The sequence below is a fragment of the Flavobacterium sp. genome (assembly GCF_013822155.1).
Taxonomy (GTDB): Bacteria; Bacteroidota; Bacteroidia; order Flavobacteriales; family Flavobacteriaceae; genus Flavobacterium.
The window spans coordinates 1-18,418 of the sequence record NZ_PNJW01000022.1 but is presented as its reverse complement, the minus strand read 5'-3'; the positions used below and the strand labels follow the sequence as shown (position 1 = coordinate 18,418).

The 18,418-nt window shown below is 35.8% G+C and carries 14 protein-coding genes; 10 read left to right on the top strand and 4 right to left on the bottom strand.

Annotation, left to right across the window (positions count from 1 at the left end):
* The 5 genes from C0512_RS07290 to C0512_RS07270 are packed head-to-tail and all read left to right on the top strand — an operon-like array spanning position 1 to position 7,426.
* A complete protein-coding gene (locus tag C0512_RS07290; protein WP_290860104.1) occupies positions 1–1,014 on the top strand; it encodes a glycosyl hydrolase 53 family protein in 1,014 nt (337 codons plus the stop codon).
* Between the two features lie 4 nt (positions 1,015–1,018).
* Positions 1,019–3,451, top strand: coding sequence for a beta-galactosidase GalA (galA, locus tag C0512_RS07285; RefSeq protein WP_290860103.1), 2,433 nt, complete (start codon positions 1,019–1,021; stop codon positions 3,449–3,451).
* 20 nt (positions 3,452–3,471) lie between these two features.
* On the top strand, positions 3,472–4,635 hold the full coding sequence (galK, locus tag C0512_RS07280; protein WP_290860102.1) for a galactokinase: 1,164 nt from the start codon (positions 3,472–3,474) through the stop codon (positions 4,633–4,635).
* A gap of 57 nt (positions 4,636–4,692) precedes the next feature.
* On the top strand, positions 4,693–5,745 hold the full coding sequence (locus C0512_RS07275) for a UDP-glucose--hexose-1-phosphate uridylyltransferase (protein ID WP_290860101.1): 1,053 nt from the start codon (positions 4,693–4,695) through the stop codon (positions 5,743–5,745).
* Between the two features lie 16 nt (positions 5,746–5,761).
* A complete protein-coding gene (locus C0512_RS07270; protein WP_290860100.1) occupies positions 5,762–7,426 on the top strand; it encodes a sodium/sugar symporter in 1,665 nt (554 codons plus the stop codon).
* A gap of 217 nt (positions 7,427–7,643) precedes the next feature.
* Here the strand turns inward: C0512_RS07270 and C0512_RS07265 are convergent, their stop codons facing one another.
* Positions 7,644–8,498, bottom strand: coding sequence for a Two component regulator three Y domain protein (locus C0512_RS07265; protein WP_290860099.1), 855 nt, complete (start codon positions 8,496–8,498; stop codon positions 7,644–7,646).
* Positions 8,499–8,805: 307 nt separating this feature from the next.
* On the opposite strand from C0512_RS07265, the gene C0512_RS07260 reads away from it, so the two are divergent.
* From C0512_RS07260 to C0512_RS07245, 4 genes are all read left to right on the top strand, one after another.
* Positions 8,806–9,873: an efflux RND transporter periplasmic adaptor subunit gene (locus tag C0512_RS07260; protein ID WP_290860098.1), complete on the top strand. Its 1,068-nt coding sequence runs from the start codon at positions 8,806–8,808 to the stop codon at positions 9,871–9,873.
* A 5-nt stretch (positions 9,874–9,878) separates the two neighbouring features.
* Complete coding sequence (locus C0512_RS07255) at positions 9,879–12,974, top strand: efflux RND transporter permease subunit (RefSeq protein ID WP_290860097.1); 3,096 nt, start codon at positions 9,879–9,881, stop codon at positions 12,972–12,974.
* A gap of 9 nt (positions 12,975–12,983) precedes the next feature.
* A complete protein-coding gene (locus tag C0512_RS07250; RefSeq protein WP_290860096.1) occupies positions 12,984–14,288 on the top strand; it encodes a TolC family protein in 1,305 nt (434 codons plus the stop codon).
* Between the two features lie 89 nt (positions 14,289–14,377).
* Complete coding sequence (locus C0512_RS07245; protein ID WP_290860095.1) at positions 14,378–14,866, top strand: DUF1761 domain-containing protein; 489 nt, start codon at positions 14,378–14,380, stop codon at positions 14,864–14,866.
* Here the strand turns inward: C0512_RS07245 and C0512_RS07240 are convergent.
* Positions 14,863–15,138 (bottom strand): 4a-hydroxytetrahydrobiopterin dehydratase, encoded by a 276-nt coding sequence (locus tag C0512_RS07240; protein ID WP_290860094.1) that lies wholly within the window; start codon positions 15,136–15,138, stop codon positions 14,863–14,865. The two genes, C0512_RS07245 and C0512_RS07240, sit on opposite strands and share 4 nt — an antisense overlap.
* An 87-nt stretch (positions 15,139–15,225) precedes the next feature.
* On the opposite strand from C0512_RS07240, the gene C0512_RS07235 reads away from it, so the two are divergent.
* On the top strand, positions 15,226–16,374 hold the full coding sequence (locus C0512_RS07235) for a GNAT family N-acetyltransferase (protein WP_290860093.1): 1,149 nt from the start codon (positions 15,226–15,228) through the stop codon (positions 16,372–16,374).
* On the opposite strand, the gene C0512_RS07230 is transcribed toward C0512_RS07235, so the two are convergent.
* Positions 16,367–16,753 (bottom strand): DUF4345 domain-containing protein, encoded by a 387-nt coding sequence (locus tag C0512_RS07230; RefSeq protein ID WP_290860092.1) that lies wholly within the window; start codon positions 16,751–16,753, stop codon positions 16,367–16,369. The genes C0512_RS07235 and C0512_RS07230 overlap by 8 nt on opposite strands.
* Positions 16,754–16,761: 8 nt before the next feature.
* A partial coding sequence (locus C0512_RS07225) for an ABC-F family ATP-binding cassette domain-containing protein (protein ID WP_290860091.1) occupies positions 16,762–18,418 on the bottom strand: 1,657 nt, incomplete at its 5' end.

Below are 18,418 nucleotides of genomic sequence, written 5' to 3'. Positions count from 1 at the left end.
ATGAAAAAGATCTTTTATTTTCTGCCCTTATTTTTTATTGTTTTTCATTCCACCCTACATTTCGGACAAGCCTTTTCAAAAGGAGCTGATGTAAGTTGGTTACCCCAAATGGAAGCTACCGGTTATCAATTTTATGATGCTGACGGTTCCAAAAAAGATTGTTTACAATTGTTGAAAGACCGCGGCATGAATACCGTTCGACTTCGGGTTTTTGTCAATCCTAATGATGACAAAGCCAGTGGACATTGCAGCAAAGATGAGACAGTAGCCTTTGCGTTACGGGCTCAAAAAATGGGATTTCGCATTATGATTGATTTTCATTACAGCGATTCCTGGGCTGACCCTGCCAAACAAAACAAACCGGCAGCTTGGGCCAAGTTACCTTTTGATCAATTAGCCCAAGCAGTTTATAACCATACGTTTGAGGTGATGACCGCTTTAAAAAAAGCAAAAGTAAAAACCGAGTGGGTTCAAGTAGGTAACGAAATTCCCGGAGGCATGCTTTGGCCTGACGGAAGCACTGACAATTGGAAACAGTTGGGTATTTTGCTAAACAAAGGGTACGATGCCGTAAAAGCCGTTGACAAATCAATTAAAGTGATTGTACACCTAGACGAGGGCGATAACAATGCAAAATTCAGAACATTTTTTGACAATGCAACCGCTCAAAACGTAAAATATGATGTGATTGGTCTTTCCTATTATCCGTTTTGGGTAAAAAAAGACTACACCGAAACCATAGCCAATTTAGCATTCAACTTAAAGGATATGGTCAACCGTTACAACAAAGAAGTGATGGTCGTTGAAGTTGGCGGTGAATATGACAAAGTGCAAAACACCAAAGAATTATTAGAAGCCACTATCAAGGCGGTCAAAAATGTTCCCAACAACAAAGGTTTAGGTGTCTTGTATTGGGAGCCACAAGGTGAAAAAAGTTGGAGTCATTATAGTTTAAGTGCGTGGTTAGCGGACGGGAAACCTTCTCCGGCATTGGATGCCTTTAAAGAAAATTAAACATATGCGATACATTTTATCTCCTACATTCGGAAAATTTACCATACTGATTTCTTGTCTATTTCTAAATTTTATCCCTACAACCGCACAAGAAAAAATAAGTTTAGATGAGGATTGGAAGTTCCATTTTGGTCATGCGGCCAATCCTGAAAAAGATTTTGATTACAGCAAAACCGCTTTACTTCACAAATCAAACGTTTTTGCCACTACCATTGTCAATCCAAAATTTGTAGATACCGCTTGGACAAAAGTCAATGTTCCACACGATTGGGTGGTGGAATTACCCTTTGTAAAATCTGAACAAGTTGAAATGGACAGTCATGGCTACAAACCTGTAGGGGGTGCTTATCCGGAAACCAGCATTGGATGGTATAGAAAACATTTTACGGTAGACAAAGCGAAAAGTAATAAACGTTTTGAGATTCAATTTGATGGGATTTACAGAAATGCTGAAATTTGGTTAAACGGATTTTATGTTGGCACCAATTTTAGCGGTTACGTTGGTAATTCGTATGATGTTTCCAATTATATTCATTTTGAAGGCGACAATGTACTTGTCGTTCGTGTGGATGCCACGCAATATGAAGGTTGGTTTTATGAAGGTGCCGGCATTTACAGACACGTTTGGTTGAACATTACCGATAAAATTTTCATTCCGCAGGATGGTGTTTTTGTACATTCAGAAATAAAGGGCAAAAATGCCATTGTCACTATTGAAACCACTGTTCAAAATAATCATTTAAAAACTACCGGTGGTTTGGTTTACGCCTATATTACGGATAGAAACGGGAAAGTTTTAGCCAAAACAGCAGAACAAAAAATCACGTTAGGAACCTATAAAGACATTACGGTAAAACAGAAAATAAATTTAAACAATGTCCGCCTTTGGTCATTAGAAGACCCTTATTTGTATAAAGTAATTTCCGTCGTTCAATCAAACAACCAAATAGCACATCAAACTAAAACGCGTTTCGGAATAAAAACTGTAAAATTTGATGCAAAAGAAGGTTTTTTTCTCAATGGTAACCCTTTAAAAATTCAAGGCACCAATAACCATCAGGACCATGCCGGAATTGGAAGTGCCTTACCGGATTATATGCAGTATTACCGCATAAAATTATTAAAGGAAATGGGTTCCAATGCCTACCGAACCAGTCATAATGCCCCAACTCCGGAGCTTTTAGAAGCCTGTGACAGTTTAGGAATGTTAGTGGTTGATGAACAACGTTTATTAAACAGCAGTCCGGAATATATTGACCAATTCAAACGCCTACTCAAACGCGACAGAAATCATCCGTCGGTCTTTTTATGGTCCATTGGAAATGAAGAACAAAATATTCAAGGAAACGATTATGGCAAAAAGATAGCCCAAACACTTTTAGCCATTCAAGAAGATTTAGACCCCACAAGAACGAGCACTTACGCTGCAGATATGGCCAATGATTTTAAAGGTGTAAACGAGGTCATTCCCATTCGTGGATTCAATTATCGTGAATATGCCGTTGCGGATTATCACCGTGATCACCCCAATCAACCCTTGCTGGGAACTGAAATGGGGAGCACTGTTACTACCCGAGGCATCTATGAAAAAGATGAAATTAGAGCTTATGTGCCTGATCAGGACATCACCCATCCGTGGTGGGCAAGCAAGGCAGAAACCTGGTGGAAATTAGCTGCCGAAAACAAGTATTGGCTAGGTGGATTTGTATGGACAGGATTTGATTATCGTGGCGAACCAACTCCCTATAAATGGCCAAATATCAGTTCGCATTTTGGAATTTTAGATGTCTGTGGTTTTCCAAAAAACATCTATTATTATTACCAAAGTTGGTGGTCAACAAAAGATGTATTACACATTTCACCCCATTGGAATTGGCCTGAAAAAGTGGGGAAACCAATTGATGTTTGGGTAAATTCAAATGCCGATGACGTAGAACTCTTTTTGAACGGCAAAAGTTTGGGTAAAAAAACAATGCCCCGAAACAGTCATTTAGAATGGCAAGTGACCTATGAGCCCGGCACTTTAGAAGCTGTGGGTTATAAAAAAGGAAAAAAAATAACCACAAAAGTTGAAACCACCGGAAATGCTTATGCTGTGGTGCTTTCACCTGATAAAACCATTTTAACGGCAGATGGAAAAGATGCAACCGTATTCAACATTTCGATTACGGATGAAAAAGGACGCGAGGTTCCTTATGCAGACAACATGGTTAAATTTTATATCTCAGGCGATGCTAAAATAATTGGTGTTGGCAATGGTGATCCCAGTTCACATGAGCCGGATAAATGCCGGGAAGGTGCTTGGCAAAGAAGTGCTTTCAACGGGAAATGCCAAGTAATTATTCAAGCCGGAAAAACAGTAGGAACTGTAAAATTTGAAGCCAAATCAAACGGGTTACAAGCTGCTTCAGCGACGCTAAACATAGTAAAATCCTAAATGAAATCTCTTGCAACAAAATGAAAAAAAAATTAATTGCCTCGACTTCGGAACATTTTAAAACCATTTTTCAACACGAGCCCGAAGCCTTGTTTCTGTCGCCGGGAAGAATCAATATTATTGGTGAGCATGTTGATTATAATGATGGATTTGTCTTACCAGCAGCCATCAACAAATACATTTGTTTTGCTGTTTCCAAATCAAATTCTGACGAATGTACTCTTGTTGCTAAAGATTTAAACGAGTCTTATAAATTCAATTGGAAAGACGATTTGAAACCTATTGACAAAATGTGGGTTAATTATATTCTAGGTGTCTTACAACAATTGAAAGAACGTGGTTTGCCTTTAGAAGGTTTTACTATCGTATTCAGCAGCACTATCCCAATGGGAGCCGGACTATCCTCTTCCGCTGCATTAGAATGCGGATTTGGCTATGCCTTAAACAAACTATTCTCTTTCCATTTAACAAAAGAAGATTTGGCTAAAATAGGCCAAAAGTCAGAGCACACCTTTGTTGGCGTGAAATGTGGCATTATGGATCAATTTGCAAGTGTTTTTGGCAAGAAAAACAAGGTCATCAAATTAGACTGTACAACCTTAGACTATGAATACCACAAGGCAGATTTTAAAAAATATTCACTACTTTTATTGGACAGCAATGTTAAACATACCCATCTCACCTCCGGCTATAATACCCGAAGACAAGAAGTGGAAGAAGGTTTAGCTATCATTAAAAATCAATTTCCATTGGTTAAAAGTTTTAGAGATTGTACTGAAAATCAACTGGAAAAACTGAGGGATGCGTTAGGTGAAATTCTCTTTAAACGCTGTCATTTTGTAGTAAACGAAATTAGACGAGTGAATGAAGCGGTTGCAGCTTTAGATAAAAATGATTTCGAAAAATTGGGTCAATTGATGTATGAAACCCACGATGGATTATCTAAAGAATATGAGGTCAGTTGTGAAGAAATTGATTTTTTAGTTGCGTCGGTACGCCATGAAAAATCGGTTTTAGGTGCCAGAATGATGGGTGGCGGATTTGGCGGTTGTTCCCTTAATTTAGTAGAAAAAGGAACAGAAGATGCCTTAATTACTAAAATTTCAGAAGCTTATTTAAAAGAATTTGGCCTTACACTTTCTGCTTATAAAATAAAAATTTCAAAAGGAACAACTAACGTATAAATAATAGAGCCGTCTATAAATTGGTAACCTTTTTATTGATTTCTTGAACACCATACTATGCAAACTTTCAATACAAACGAACATCCCCACCGTCGGTTCAACCCTTTGACAGAAGAATGGGTTTTGGTATCGCCACACCGCACAAAAAGACCTTGGCAAGGACAAAAAGAAAAAAGTCATTCGGAAGAATTACCGGCCTATGACCCCAATTGTTATTTGTGCCCGGGAAATGAACGTTCAAACGGAACCAAGAACCCTCATTATACGGATTGCTTTGTGTTTGAAAATGATTTTGCCGCCTTGTTACAAGAAGAAGTTTTTAATGAAAACCCTTCTAAATCATCCTTATTTCAACTGAAACCCGAAAGAGGTATCAATAAAGTGGTTTGTTTTTCACCCCAACATAATTTGACCATTCCTGAAATGGAAGTGACTGATATTACAAAAGTGATTCAAACTTGGAAAGAGCAATATCTTGAATTGGGCAATCATGATTTTATCAATTATGTACAAATTTTTGAAAACAAAGGTGCTGTGATGGGCTGTAGTAATCCACATCCGCATGGACAAATTTGGGCACAATCCTCCTTACCCACCCAAATAGAAAAAACACAAAAAAGTTTGCAGAAATACTTTGATGCCAACAAAAAAAGTTTGTTGAAAGACTATTTAGAAGAAGAATTAAAATTGAAAGAAAGAATCGTAATAGAAAATGAACATTTTGCAGTAGTCGTACCCTTTTGGGCGATTTGGCCTTATGAAACCATGATTATCAGCAAACGACATTTTGGGAGTATCATTGGGATGACCAAAGAGGAGACAGTTTCTTTTGCTGAAATAATAAAAGGAATTACGGTTAAATATGATAATCTTTTTGAAACCTCCTTCCCCTATTCTTCCGGAATTCATCAAGCTCCAACAGACCGAACAGCTCATCCGGAATGGCATTTTCACATGCATTTTTATCCGCCTTTGTTGCGAAGTGCCACCGTTAAAAAATTCATGGTGGGCTATGAAATGATGGGTGAAGCCCAACGTGATATTTCGCCTGAAAAAAGTGCCGCCATTTTGAGAGACTTGCCTACCTTGCATTATAAATTAAAACAATAACACTAATCCATTTCCTATGAATACAGGTTTTGTTACCTTAGACTATGTCATTTTTATTGCTTACGCACTTTTAATTTTGGGTGTAGGATTGTACATGTCCCGAAGCAAAAAAGGGCATCAAAAAAATGCAGAAGATTATTTTTTAGCCAGTAAATCGCTGCCTTGGTGGGCTATTGGAACTTCGTTAATTGCTGCCAATATTTCTGCGGAACAATTTATAGGCATGTCGGGTTCAGGATTTGCAGTAGGTCTTGCCATTTCTTCTTATGAGTGGATGGCCGCTATAACCTTAATCATTGTAGGGAAATATTTTTTACCCATTTTTATAGAAAAAGGAATTTATACCATTCCGGAGTTTGTAGAAAAACGGTTTTCTACTAATTTAAAAACTATTTTGGCTGTTTTTTGGGTCGCTTTATATGTTTTTGTCAACATCACATCCGTATTATATTTGGGAGCCTTAGCAATGAATACGATAATGGGTGTCGATATGATGTGGGCAATCATCGGTTTATCCCTTTTTGCCGCAGCTTATTCCATTTATGGCGGTTTGGCTTCCATTGCCTGGACTGATGCCATTCAAGTAGTGTTTTTAATTTTTGGTGGATTAGCAACCACTTACCTAGCTTTAAATACTGTTTCAGACGGTCAAGGAATGATGGAAGGATTGGGAATCATTTATGATAAAGCTCCTACCAAATTCTCGATGATTTTAGATGAGTCCAATCCGGAATATCTAAATTTACCGGGTATTGGGGTTTTAATAGGAGGAATGTGGGTAGCTAATTTATATTATTGGGGTTTTAACCAATATATTATCCAACGAGCTTTGGCTGCTAAATCATTAAAAGAAGCTCAAAAAGGGATATTATTAGCTGCCTTTTTGAAATTATTAATTCCATTTATCGTGGTAATTCCGGGAATTGCAGCCTTTGTGATTGTAAATGATCCGGAAATGTTAGCCCGATTAGGAGCAGATGGTTTAATCAATATTCCGAGTGATGCCGCTGCAGACAAAGCCTATCCGTGGTTGATTCAGTTTTTACCTTCCGGTCTGAAAGGATTAGCTTTTGTGGCTTTGACTGCTGCAATTGTTTCTTCTTTAGCCTCCATGTTAAATTCAACTTCAACGATTTTTACGATGGATATTTACAAACAATACATCAATAAAAATTCAGATGATAAAACAACTGTTCGTGTAGGCCGAATAACTTCTGCCGTTGCTTTATTGATAGGAGCAATCGTTGCCCCGTTGTTAGGCGGAATTAACCAAGCGTTTCAGTTTATACAGGAATATACCGGCGTAGTGAGTCCGGGCATATTAGCCATCTTTCTATTAGGGCTATTCTGGAAAAAAACGACTAATAAAGCTGCTATTTGGGGTGCTTTAGTTTCCATACCGATTGCAATGTTCTTTAAAGTTGGGCCGAAAGGTTGGGCTGAAGGTTCTGCGTTGGAAAATATTTTCCCTAGTGTCCCTTTCTTGGATCAAATGGGGTATACCACTTTACTAACCATGGCTATTATTGCTTTAATAAGCTGGAATCAAAATAAAGGCGTTGATGATGCCAAAGGATTTGAATTACGCAGAGAAACCTTTAAAACAAGTTCTACCTTTAACATCAGTGCCTTTGCCATCATGATTGTTTTAGTATTCTTGTATGCATTCTTTTGGAAATAAACCTAAAGCTTGAATACAAAAGTTTTGTTAGTGCTTAAATCTATTTGCCATACATTACATAAATAAATTTGTGTAATGTGTGGCTTTAAAAAAAGTATCAGTTGATACGGGAAACTTTTATAGTATAGAATCTTAAACTACAATTTAAACCAATAAAAAAAAACTCACAATTTGGGGAAAGTAAGTTTTTTTGGGTTGTTGGTATTTGTATTGGAAATTAATCCGGAGTACCTACTACTCCAGTATTGTCAGTAATCAACGGTAAACGAACCGCTAATCCTTTTTCGTTTAACATCGTCATTTGGAAAGTATCTTTTTTAGCTAATGCATACGATATTAATCCATTGAATTTGTTATAGGAAATATTCATTTCTTTTAAATTGCTTAAATTCTCTAACTCAAAAGGCACTTGTCCTACAAAGTTATTTTCAAATAAACTTAAGTTTTCAAGAGCTGTTAAATTCTCAACTTCATAGCTTAATTTACCGGAGAAGTTATTGCTGTTTAACATTAAAACTTTCAGATTTTTTAATCCAAATAATGATTTAGGTAATTCACCTTCAAGCATATTGTTAAATAAGGATAGGTTTTCTAATTGAGCTAAATTTCCAATTTCATTTGGCAATCCACCTGTTAAAGAATTCATGTATAATTCTACTATTTTTAATGATTTTGCATTTCCTATCGTAACAGGAATTGAACCGGTTAAACGATTGAACGAAACATTTAATGTTTTCAACGCTTGTAATTCACCTATTGATGCCGGCAAACTTCCATTTAAATCATTTTTAAATAAATCTAATGTTTCTAAATATTTTAAATTAGAAATTTCTGCAGGAATTTGACCTTTTAAGTTGTTGTTTGGCAATTCAAGACCAACTACTTTGTTGTCTTTTATTTTCACACCATACCAAGTAGAAGTTGCAGCTTTTAAATCCCATGTTTTTTTCCATTGATTACCATTGGTAGACTGATAGAATTTTACTAAAGCCTCTTTTTCCGTAACAGAAACCTCTGCTAAAGCGAGAAAGGAAATGAAAAATAGAAAAAATGTAGTAGTAATTGTTTTCATAAGTTTATTAAATTTGGGTTTGACGAAGTAAATATAGATACTTTAATCGTTATAATACATATTTAATCGATGAAATGCATATTTTATTATTTTTTTGTAGTTTTTACTTACAATTATCGACGAACTGCACTAGGTACTTTCTGTTTTAAGAAACTTGATTAAGTAAAAACAAAACCCACTCTTTATAAGACTTTAAAAATTAACTAAATATTTGTTAAATAACAATTAACCCTAAAACCTTTGGTTTTAGAAAAGGTAAATTTGTAAACTATAAATTTTACAACCACAAAAAAACAAGCCTAACCTTATGAAATTTAAAAACATCTTTATAATTCTGCTTTCAGTGGGATTACTAGCGTTAATAGTTTATAGAATTACAAGCAATAAATCACAAAACGAAAAAAACAATAGCAAAAGTGCCGCTCCAAAAATGGCTACCAATGTCAAAGGTCTTGTTTTAACACCTCAGAAATTCTCTAATGAATTAACTTTGTCAGGTACCATTGATGCTAACGAACAAATTGAACTTCGCAGTGAAGTTTCAGGCGTTGTACAAGGTATCTTTTTTAAAGAAGGGCAAAACGTAACCAAAGGACAACAGTTAATTAAAGTCAACGATATCGAATTAAGAGCTCAATTGTCGCAAGCCAAAACCCGACAATCCTTAGCTTCTGAAAACGAACGAAGAGCCAAATTACTTTTAGAAAAAGAAGCCATTAGTCAGGAAGAATATGATGTTGCCAAAGCAGAATTACAATCCACGCAAGCACAAACCCAATTAATTCAAGCTCAAATTGCTAAAACTTCGATTGTAGCACCCTTTTCAGGAAAAATCGGTTTACGGTCTATTTCTCCCGGAACCTATGTAACACCAACCACACTAATTGCAAAACTGGTGAACAATGCACAGGTGAAAATAACATTTTCCATTCCGGAAAAATATGCCACATTAATGAGGCTGAATTCCGATTTAAGTTTTACAACCTCCGGTTCCAGTGAAAAGTTTTCGGGTAAAATTTATGCCATGGAACCTGCCATTGAACAATCCACCAGAACATTACAAATAAGAGCTTTTGCAGACAATAAACAAGGAAGATTAATTCCCGGCACCTATGCTAATATCACCTTGCCTTTAGATGATATCAACGATGCCTTACTTGTTCCGACCGAAGCAATCATTCCGATTCAAAACGGTAAAAAAGTTTTTATCTCATCCAAAGGAAAGGCTAAAGAAGTAATAATTGAAACGGAATCCCGTACAGAAAAAGAAATTCTGGTCACTGCCGGATTAAAACCCGGTGATACGGTCATCATATCCGGAATCATGGCTTTAAAAGAAGGAGCACCACTAAACGTAACACTACCTAAAAACTAAATCGCATGAGTTTATCAACTTTAAGCATCAAGCGACCGGTTTTAACCATTGTGATGAATCTGATGATTGTCCTTTTTGGAATCATTGGCTACACTTATTTGGGCGTTCGTGAATTTCCATCCATTGACCCGGCACAAATTACCGTTCAAACCAATTATACGGGTGCCAACGCAGATATTATAGAATCGCAAATTACAGAACCGCTTGAAAAAGCAATTAATTCCATCGACGGAATTCGAAACATTTCCTCTACCAGTGCACAAGGCACCAGTGTTATTTCCATCGAATTTAATCTAGGTAAAAACCTTGAAGAAGCCGCCAATGATGTGCGTGATAAAGTTTCGCAAGCTGTTAGAAATTTGCCGCAAGATTTAACTGCACCCCCTGTAGTTTCAAAAGCTGATGCCGACTCCGACCCGATTCTGACAATGACCATGAAGAGTGAAAATAAAAATGTTTTGGAACTTACAGATTATGCGGAAAATGTAATTTTACAACGTTTGCAAACCATTCCGGGTGTTAGTAGTGTTCGGATTTGGGGTGAACGAAAATATGCCATGCGTTTGTGGATTGACCCAATTAAACTTTCTGCTTATGGTTGCACTGCTTCTGATGTACTAACGGCTTTGAACAAACAAAATGTCGAATTACCCTCCGGAAAGCTGACAGGAAACAATACTGAATTAACCGTAAAAACCCTTGGTAATTTATCTACTGAACAAGATTTTAACAACATCATTGTAAAATCAGAAGGCGATAAAATTGTTCGCTTGTCGGATGTTGCGAAGGCAAGTTTGGAAGCAGAAAACCTGGAAACCAGGTTGAGTGATTCCGGTCAAACCATGATTGGACTAGCCATTACACCACAACCGGGGACCAATTATTTAGATATTTCGGAAGAATTCTATAAACAATACGAATTACTGAAAAAAGATTTACCAAAAGATTTTGAACTGAATGTAGCAATTGATACGACCATTTTTATCAAAAAAGCTATTTTAGAAGTAGCTGAAACTTTGTTGATTTCTTTACTTTTAGTAACTTTAGTAATCTATCTTTTCTTTAGAGATTGGGCCATTGCTTTTCGACCATTAATTGACATTCCTGTTTCTTTAATTGCTACTTTTTTCATTATGTATATTTTTGGTTTTTCCATCAATGTACTTACGTTGTTGGCAATTGTTTTAGCAACCGGATTGGTAGTAGATGACGGTATTGTAGTCACCGAAAACATTTTCAAGAAAGTAGAAGAAGGCATGTCGCCCATCGAAGCAGCCATCAAAGGTTCCAATGAAATTTTCTTTGCTGTAATTTCTATTTCCATTACGCTTGCAGCAGTATTTCTTCCTATTATATTCTTAGAAGGCTTTGTGGGAAGATTATTCCGAGAGTTTGGAATAGTGATCGGTGCGGCCGTTTTAATATCGGCCTTTGTTTCCTTAAGTTTAACACCCATGTTGAATGCTTATTTGATGAAAGGCGGGAAACAAAAACGTTCGAAATTCTACGAAATGACCGAACCGTTTTATGAAAATTTAAATAAAGGTTATGCCAACTCGTTAGGTAAATTCATGAAGAGAAAATGGTTGAGTTTTCCAATTTTGATTATCTGTTTGGGATTATCAGTCTTGTTTTACAACATTCTACAAAAAGAAACGGCTCCCTATGACGACCGAAGTATGATACTTGTGAATGTTACCGGACAAGAAGGTGCTACCTACGATTACATGGATCGCTTTATGCAAGACTTGTCGCAATTGATAACTGATTCCATTCCTGAGAAAAAAATAAGTTTGATTGTCACTTCCCCCGGATTTAGTGCCGGTTCACTTAACAGAGGTTTTGCCAGACTTTCATTAGTTGATCCTGAAGATAGAGATGCTTCGCAAAAAGAAGTTGCTGACCGATTAACAAAATTAACCAAAGGTTTTACTGACACCAAAACATCCGTTTCCGAGCAACCCACTATTTCTGTTAACAGACGAGGAGGATTACCCATTCAGTTTATCGTTCAAGCAAAAAACTTTGAAATGCTAAGGAAAAAAATTCCGGAATTCATGGAAGAAGCCTCTAAAGACCCAACTTTTTCAATTACCGATGTAAACTTAAAATTCAACAAACCTGAAATTTATGTTACTATCAATCGCGAAAAAGCGGAATCATTGGGTGTTTCTGTACTCGATGTTGCCCAAAGCATTCAATTATCGTTAAGCGGGCAACGTTTTGGTTATTTCTTAATGAACGGAAAACAATACCAAGTAATCGGACAATTTGATAAAAAAGACCGCGACCAACCGTTGGATTTAGCAGCAATCTTTGTTCGAAATAATGCCGGTCAATTGATACAATTAGACAATGTAGTGACCATTGACGAGCAAAGCAGTCCGCCTCAATTATTTCACAATAATCGTTATATGGCGGCAACTGTTTCGGCTGGTTTAGCTCCAGGAAAAAGTATTGGGGACGGAATTGAAGCCATGGAACGCATCAAAGAAAAAGTGCTGGACGAAACCTTTACAACCGACTTAGGAGGCGAATCACGTGATTTTGCGGAAAGTAATTCCAACACCATGTTTGCTTTTGGATTGGCATTATTATTAATTTTCTTAATCTTAGCCGGACAATTTGAAAGTTTTATCGATCCGTTTATCATCATTTTAACAGTACCAATGGCTGTTGCCGGAGCCTTATTCTCCCTTTGGCTTTTCGGACAAACGTGGAATATTTTCAGTCAGATTGGAACAGTCATGCTGATTGGACTAGTAACCAAAAACGGAATTTTAATTGTTGAATTTGCCAACCAACTTCGCGAACAAGGAAAAACAAAATATGAAGCGGTTATGCAAGCCGCTGAATCTCGCCTCCGACCGATTTTGATGACCAGTTTGACCTTAGCTTTAGGAGCGATGCCAATTGCCGTTTCGTTAGGGGCTGCTTCTCAGAGTAGAATGGGTATGGGAATTGTAATTGTTGGAGGAACTATTTTCTCGTTAATTTTAACCCTTTATGTGATTCCTGCCATTTACCTGATGTGGTCGCGTGAAAAGAAACACCGGACTGAATTAGACCAAGCTGATCAATTTGACCGTGAGTCTGTTTAATTTGAACTTATGAAAAATTTTAAATATATAGTAGTATTTCTAATAGGACTTCCTTTTTTTGCTGTAGGACAAACCGTTCTAACCTTAGAAGAAGCGATTGCCATTACATTAGAGAATAATTTTGACCTTCGTATTGCAAAAAACGAAGTTAAAATAAATGAAGAAAATGTAAGCTTGGGAAATGCCGGAATGTTGCCAAGAGTGAATGGGGTTGTTACTAATAACAACACCATTTTAAACACTAAACAAACCCAATCGAATGGTAACGAAATTGAAATTGACGGAGCAAAAAATTTAAATCTAAATTACGGCGTTGGTTTAGAGTGGACTATTTTTGATGGTTTCAGTATGTTTGCACGTCATAACCAATTGAAAGAAATTCAAAAATTGGGTGAAACTGAATTAAAATTAAACGTGCTTGCAAAAGTCAGTGAAGTATATGACACCTATTATATTTTGGTCAATCAACAACATTTGATTAGAAGTTTAGACAGTATTATCGCTGTTTCTGAATTCCGATTAAAAACAGCACAAACACGATTCACTATTGGTAAAGCTTCAAAATTAGAAGTGCTGAATGCCGAAGTGGATTACAATGCAGATGTTTCCGCAAAAATCAGGTTAAAGGAACAATATGCCATTTCAAAAATCGCTTTGAATCAATTATTAGTCCGCCCTTCTGAAACAGATTTTACAGTAACTGATGTTATTTTAATTGATGAAACTTTAAAATTAACAGACTTGCTCGGATTGGCCCAAGAACAAAATCCGGAATTACAGATACAATACATCAACAAAAAAATTCAGGAATACGAACTTAAGCAAGTAAAAGCAGCAAGATACCCAAGTTTGAGTTTATCAACAGGATATAATTTCATTCGATCGGAATCTCCTTTTGGATTCATAACGCAGACTTCCGGGCAAAACTTTAATTATGGTTTTACAGCCTCTATCAATATATTTGACGGATTTAATCAAAACCGTAATGAACGAACGTCTAAAATTCAATTGGAAAATACGCAATTGCAGATTGATAGACAAAAGCAAGCGGTTAATGCCCAAATATCGAGTTTTTACCAATCGTATCTTTCCAATTTAGCCTTATTGGAAATGGAACAAAAGAACGAAAAAATTGCCCGTCAAAATTTAGAAATAACATTAGACAAATTTAAAATTGGGACTATATCTCCGGTTGAATTCAGAACCGCTCAAGTGAATTATGCCAATGCTGTTATTCGTTTAACCAATGCAGAATTGTTGACAAAACAAACCGAAATCAGTTTAAAAGAAATTGCCGGAAACTTATCCTTTTAACTTTTTGAACTTCAATTTATTGCCTATTTTAAAACAAGTTATTCATTTATATTTTATATTTGATATACTAACCAATAACTTTTTAACTTATGGAAATGAATTTTATCTCTGTTTTAGTAGCAGCGACTTCCACATTAGTGGTAGGTGCCGTATGGTATAGTCCGATGCTTTTTGCCAATGCTTGGATGAAAGAATCCGGTCTTACCGAAGAACAATTAAAAAAAGGAAACATGCTGAAAATATTTGGCCTGACCTTTCTTTTTTCAGTCATGATTGCTATGATTATGCAAGTGCTTTCCATTCACCAATTTGGTGCTTTAGGAATGATTGGCGGTCCGGATTATATCGAAACAGCCAAGCCCTCTTATGCTGCATTTATGGCAGATTATGGAACTGTTTTCCGAACTTTTAAACACGGAGCACTTCACGGATTTATGTCCGGATTGTTTTTTGCCTTCCCATTAATAGCCATCAATGGTTTATTCGAACATAAATCATGGAAATATATTTTTATCAATGCCGGTTATTGGACCGTTAGCATGACTATTATGGGAGCCATTGTTTGTGGTTGGGTTTAAGCCAACTTGTCAATTGCCGCTGCTAATTTAATATCTTTATCAGTAACCCCTCCTGCATCATGAGTTGATAAACGGAGGGTTACTTTATTATAGACATTCCAAATTTCAGCATGATGGTTTTGTTTTTCCGAAAGACACCCTACTTGAACAATGAATGCTAAAGCTTCCAAGAAATTTTTAAAAACATAAGCTTTATCTATTGCATTGTCTTTAAAACCCCAACCTTTAAGTTCCTGAATTTCTTTCTGAATGGTACTTTTGTTATAAATCATAATCAAATATTTATATAAAGTTAAATAAGATTATTATTTATCCAACATACTTTAACTTTATCAACTTATTTCTGAAACAATTTGTCTTTGAATTCAGCGTATACTTTTAGCATTTACGAATCGGTTAAGCAATTGCCATCCCAATGGAATAGCTTAGCTACCTCGAATATATTTTTATCGACCCACTATTTAGACGTGTTAGAAGAATCAGCTCCTCAAAACATGAGCTGTTTTTTTATAGGTATTTTCGAAAACAAAAACTTGGTTGGTATCGCCTTATCTCAATTTTTAGATTTAAATAAGTTGGAATCGTTTGGTGAACGGGACAAATGCGTCAAAACATTCATTCGAAATATAATCTTCAGAAACTTTTGTTCACATGTCTTGTTAATGGGAAACAACATGCTAACCGGACAAAATGCCTTTCAGTTTTCTCCTGAAATTGATTCATCGAAAGGAGTTGAGACACTTTATCAAGCAACAAACGAAATCAAAAAAACACTTAAACAAAAAGGACTGAAAGTACATTTAACGACCTTAAAAGATTTTGATACTGAAAATGTATCTCATTTTTCTGCCCCTGATTTTCAAACTTTTTATCGTTTCACAACCCAACCCAATATGGTTTTTTGCTCTTGTGACCATTGGGCAACTTTTGATGACTATATCGCCGCATTAGCAAAAAAATACCGTGACCAATACAAACGTTGCCGTAAAAAAGCAGAAGGAATTCAAAAGAAAAAAATGGATTTAGAGGAAATTATTGCTCAGGAAGAAACCATTTATGATTTGTATCATCACGTAGCTCAAAACGCTCCGTTTAATACTTTTTTCTTAGCTAAAAACCACTTTCGGGTGATGAAAGAAAAACTGAAAGACAATTTTTTATTCTATGGTTATTTTGAAAATGGCAGTTTAATTGGATTCAATACCTTAATTAAAAACGGTAACCAAATGGATACCTATTTTTTGGGTTATGATGAAAAAATTCAGCGTGAAAAAATGTTGTATTTAAATATGCTCTATGATATGATTGCCTATTCAATCAACCAAGGTTTTAAAGAAATTGTTTTTGCCCGAACAGCTTTGGAAATCAAAAGTTCTGTAGGTGCAAAACCGGTAGAAATGTTTGGGTTTATGCAACATTCAAATGTGCTAATCAACAAAAAAATGGAACAGTTATTCTGTTATTTGGAACCTAAAACAGATTGGCAAGAGCGAAATCCGTTTAAATAGAATTTTTATATTTTCGGTATTGATATAAGGCAAAAATCGCTAAAATCAATTCGCCAATAATACCATAAGAAAAAGCCGGAGAAGGAATGCCATCCAAAATCATACTCAACATTCTACCAGATACTAATCCAATCATAAATATGAAATTAGAAAGCGTGGCCATGTTCCAAAAATCAGGTTTTAGTATTCCCATAATCCAAAAAGCCGAAAAAGCTAAATACAATCCCAGAATAGCTCGAAACACATTCTTTAAATCAGTAGATTGAACCGCAAAATCAAATAAAATCGGTACTGTTTCATTTGGGAATAATCCGTAAAAAAGTGCTGCGGGAATAACAATCAACACTGAAATAATCAAATGTAAATTTTTACGAATCATATTGTTACCTAATTTAAAGCATCTATCTCACCTTGAATAACTTCCCAATCCCCCAATAATTTATCTAACTCCTGTTTCTTTTTATTATAGGCCATAAAAAAACTGGCATCTTCAATATGTTTGTCATAATTTGACATCAATGCTTTATCATCATTTTGAATGTCGATTTCCAATTGCTTGATTTGACTTTCAATTTTACTTAAGCGATTTTGAAGCGATTTGTTCTTCTTTTGATCTTCATACGAAACCGATTTATTTTCTTTATTGGAATTTGAATTCGCTACTACATCTTTCTTTTCAATTTCACGCATGTTCATGGCATTACGTTGCTCTAAGAAAAAGTTGATATCTCCCAAATATTCTCTGATTTTTTGGTCTTTGAATTCATATACCGTATTTGCCATTCCTTGTAAAAAATCCCTATCGTGTGAAACCAACAGTAAGGTTCCTTCAAATTTATTTAAGGCCGCTTTTAAAACGTTTTTTGATTTAATATCTAAGTGATTGGTTGGCTCATCCATCAATAAAACATTAATGGGTTGCAACAATAATTTGCATAACGCCAAACGGTTTCGTTCTCCACCGGATAGCACCTTTACCTTTTTTTCCACATCATCCCCTCGAAACAAAAAGGAACCTAACATATCGCGGACTTTAGAACGATTACTGTCTGTTGCAGCATTCACCATGGTTTCCAACAACGTAATTTCGCCGTCTAAATATTCTGCCTGATTTTGGGCAAAATAACCCAACTGCACATTATGACCTAATTTGATTGACCCTTGGTATTTGAATTCGTTTACAATGGCTTTGATAAAAGTCGATTTCCCTTGACCATTTTGACCCACGAAAGCAATTTTACTGCCACGTTCAACTAACAACGAAATATCTTTTAGAATGATTTTATCACCATAGGCTTTGGTTACCTTTTCAGCTTCAATCACCACTCTTCCGGGAGTAATGGAAACAGGAAATGAAATATTCATAACAGAATTGTCATCTTCATCGACTTCAATTCGCTCTACTTTATCGAGTTTTTTAATTAACGATTGAGCCATGGAAGCTTTTGAAGCTTTCGCTCTAAACTTTTCAATTAACTTTTCAGTCTCTTCAATTTTTTTAGCTTGATTTTTTTGAGTAGCCAATTGCTTTTCACGAATTTCTTCTCGCAAAACTAAATATTGTGAATAAGGCTTATTGAAATCATATGCTTTTCCGAGCGAAATTTCAATGGTTCGATTCGTCACATTATCTAAAAACATTTTATCATGCGAAACGATGACCACTACTCCGGGAAAATTTCTAAGAAACCCTTCTAACCAAATTATACTTTCAATATCTAAGTGATTGGTTGGCTCATCGAGAAGCAAAATATCGTTGGATTGTAAAAGCAGTTTTGCTAATTCAATCCGCATCCGCCATCCTCCTGAAAAAGTATCCGTTTGATTATTGAATTCTTCTCTTTTGAATCCTAATCCTAACAGAATTTTTTCGGTATCGCCGACATAATTGTAACCCCCTAATACTTCAAAATGATGTGTTACATCACTCAATTCATCAATTAATTCAGAATACGTTTGACTTTCATAATCTGTACGGGTGGCCAATAGATGATTGATTTGATCTATTCTGACTTCCGTTTTCTTAATATCTTCAAAAGCTTGG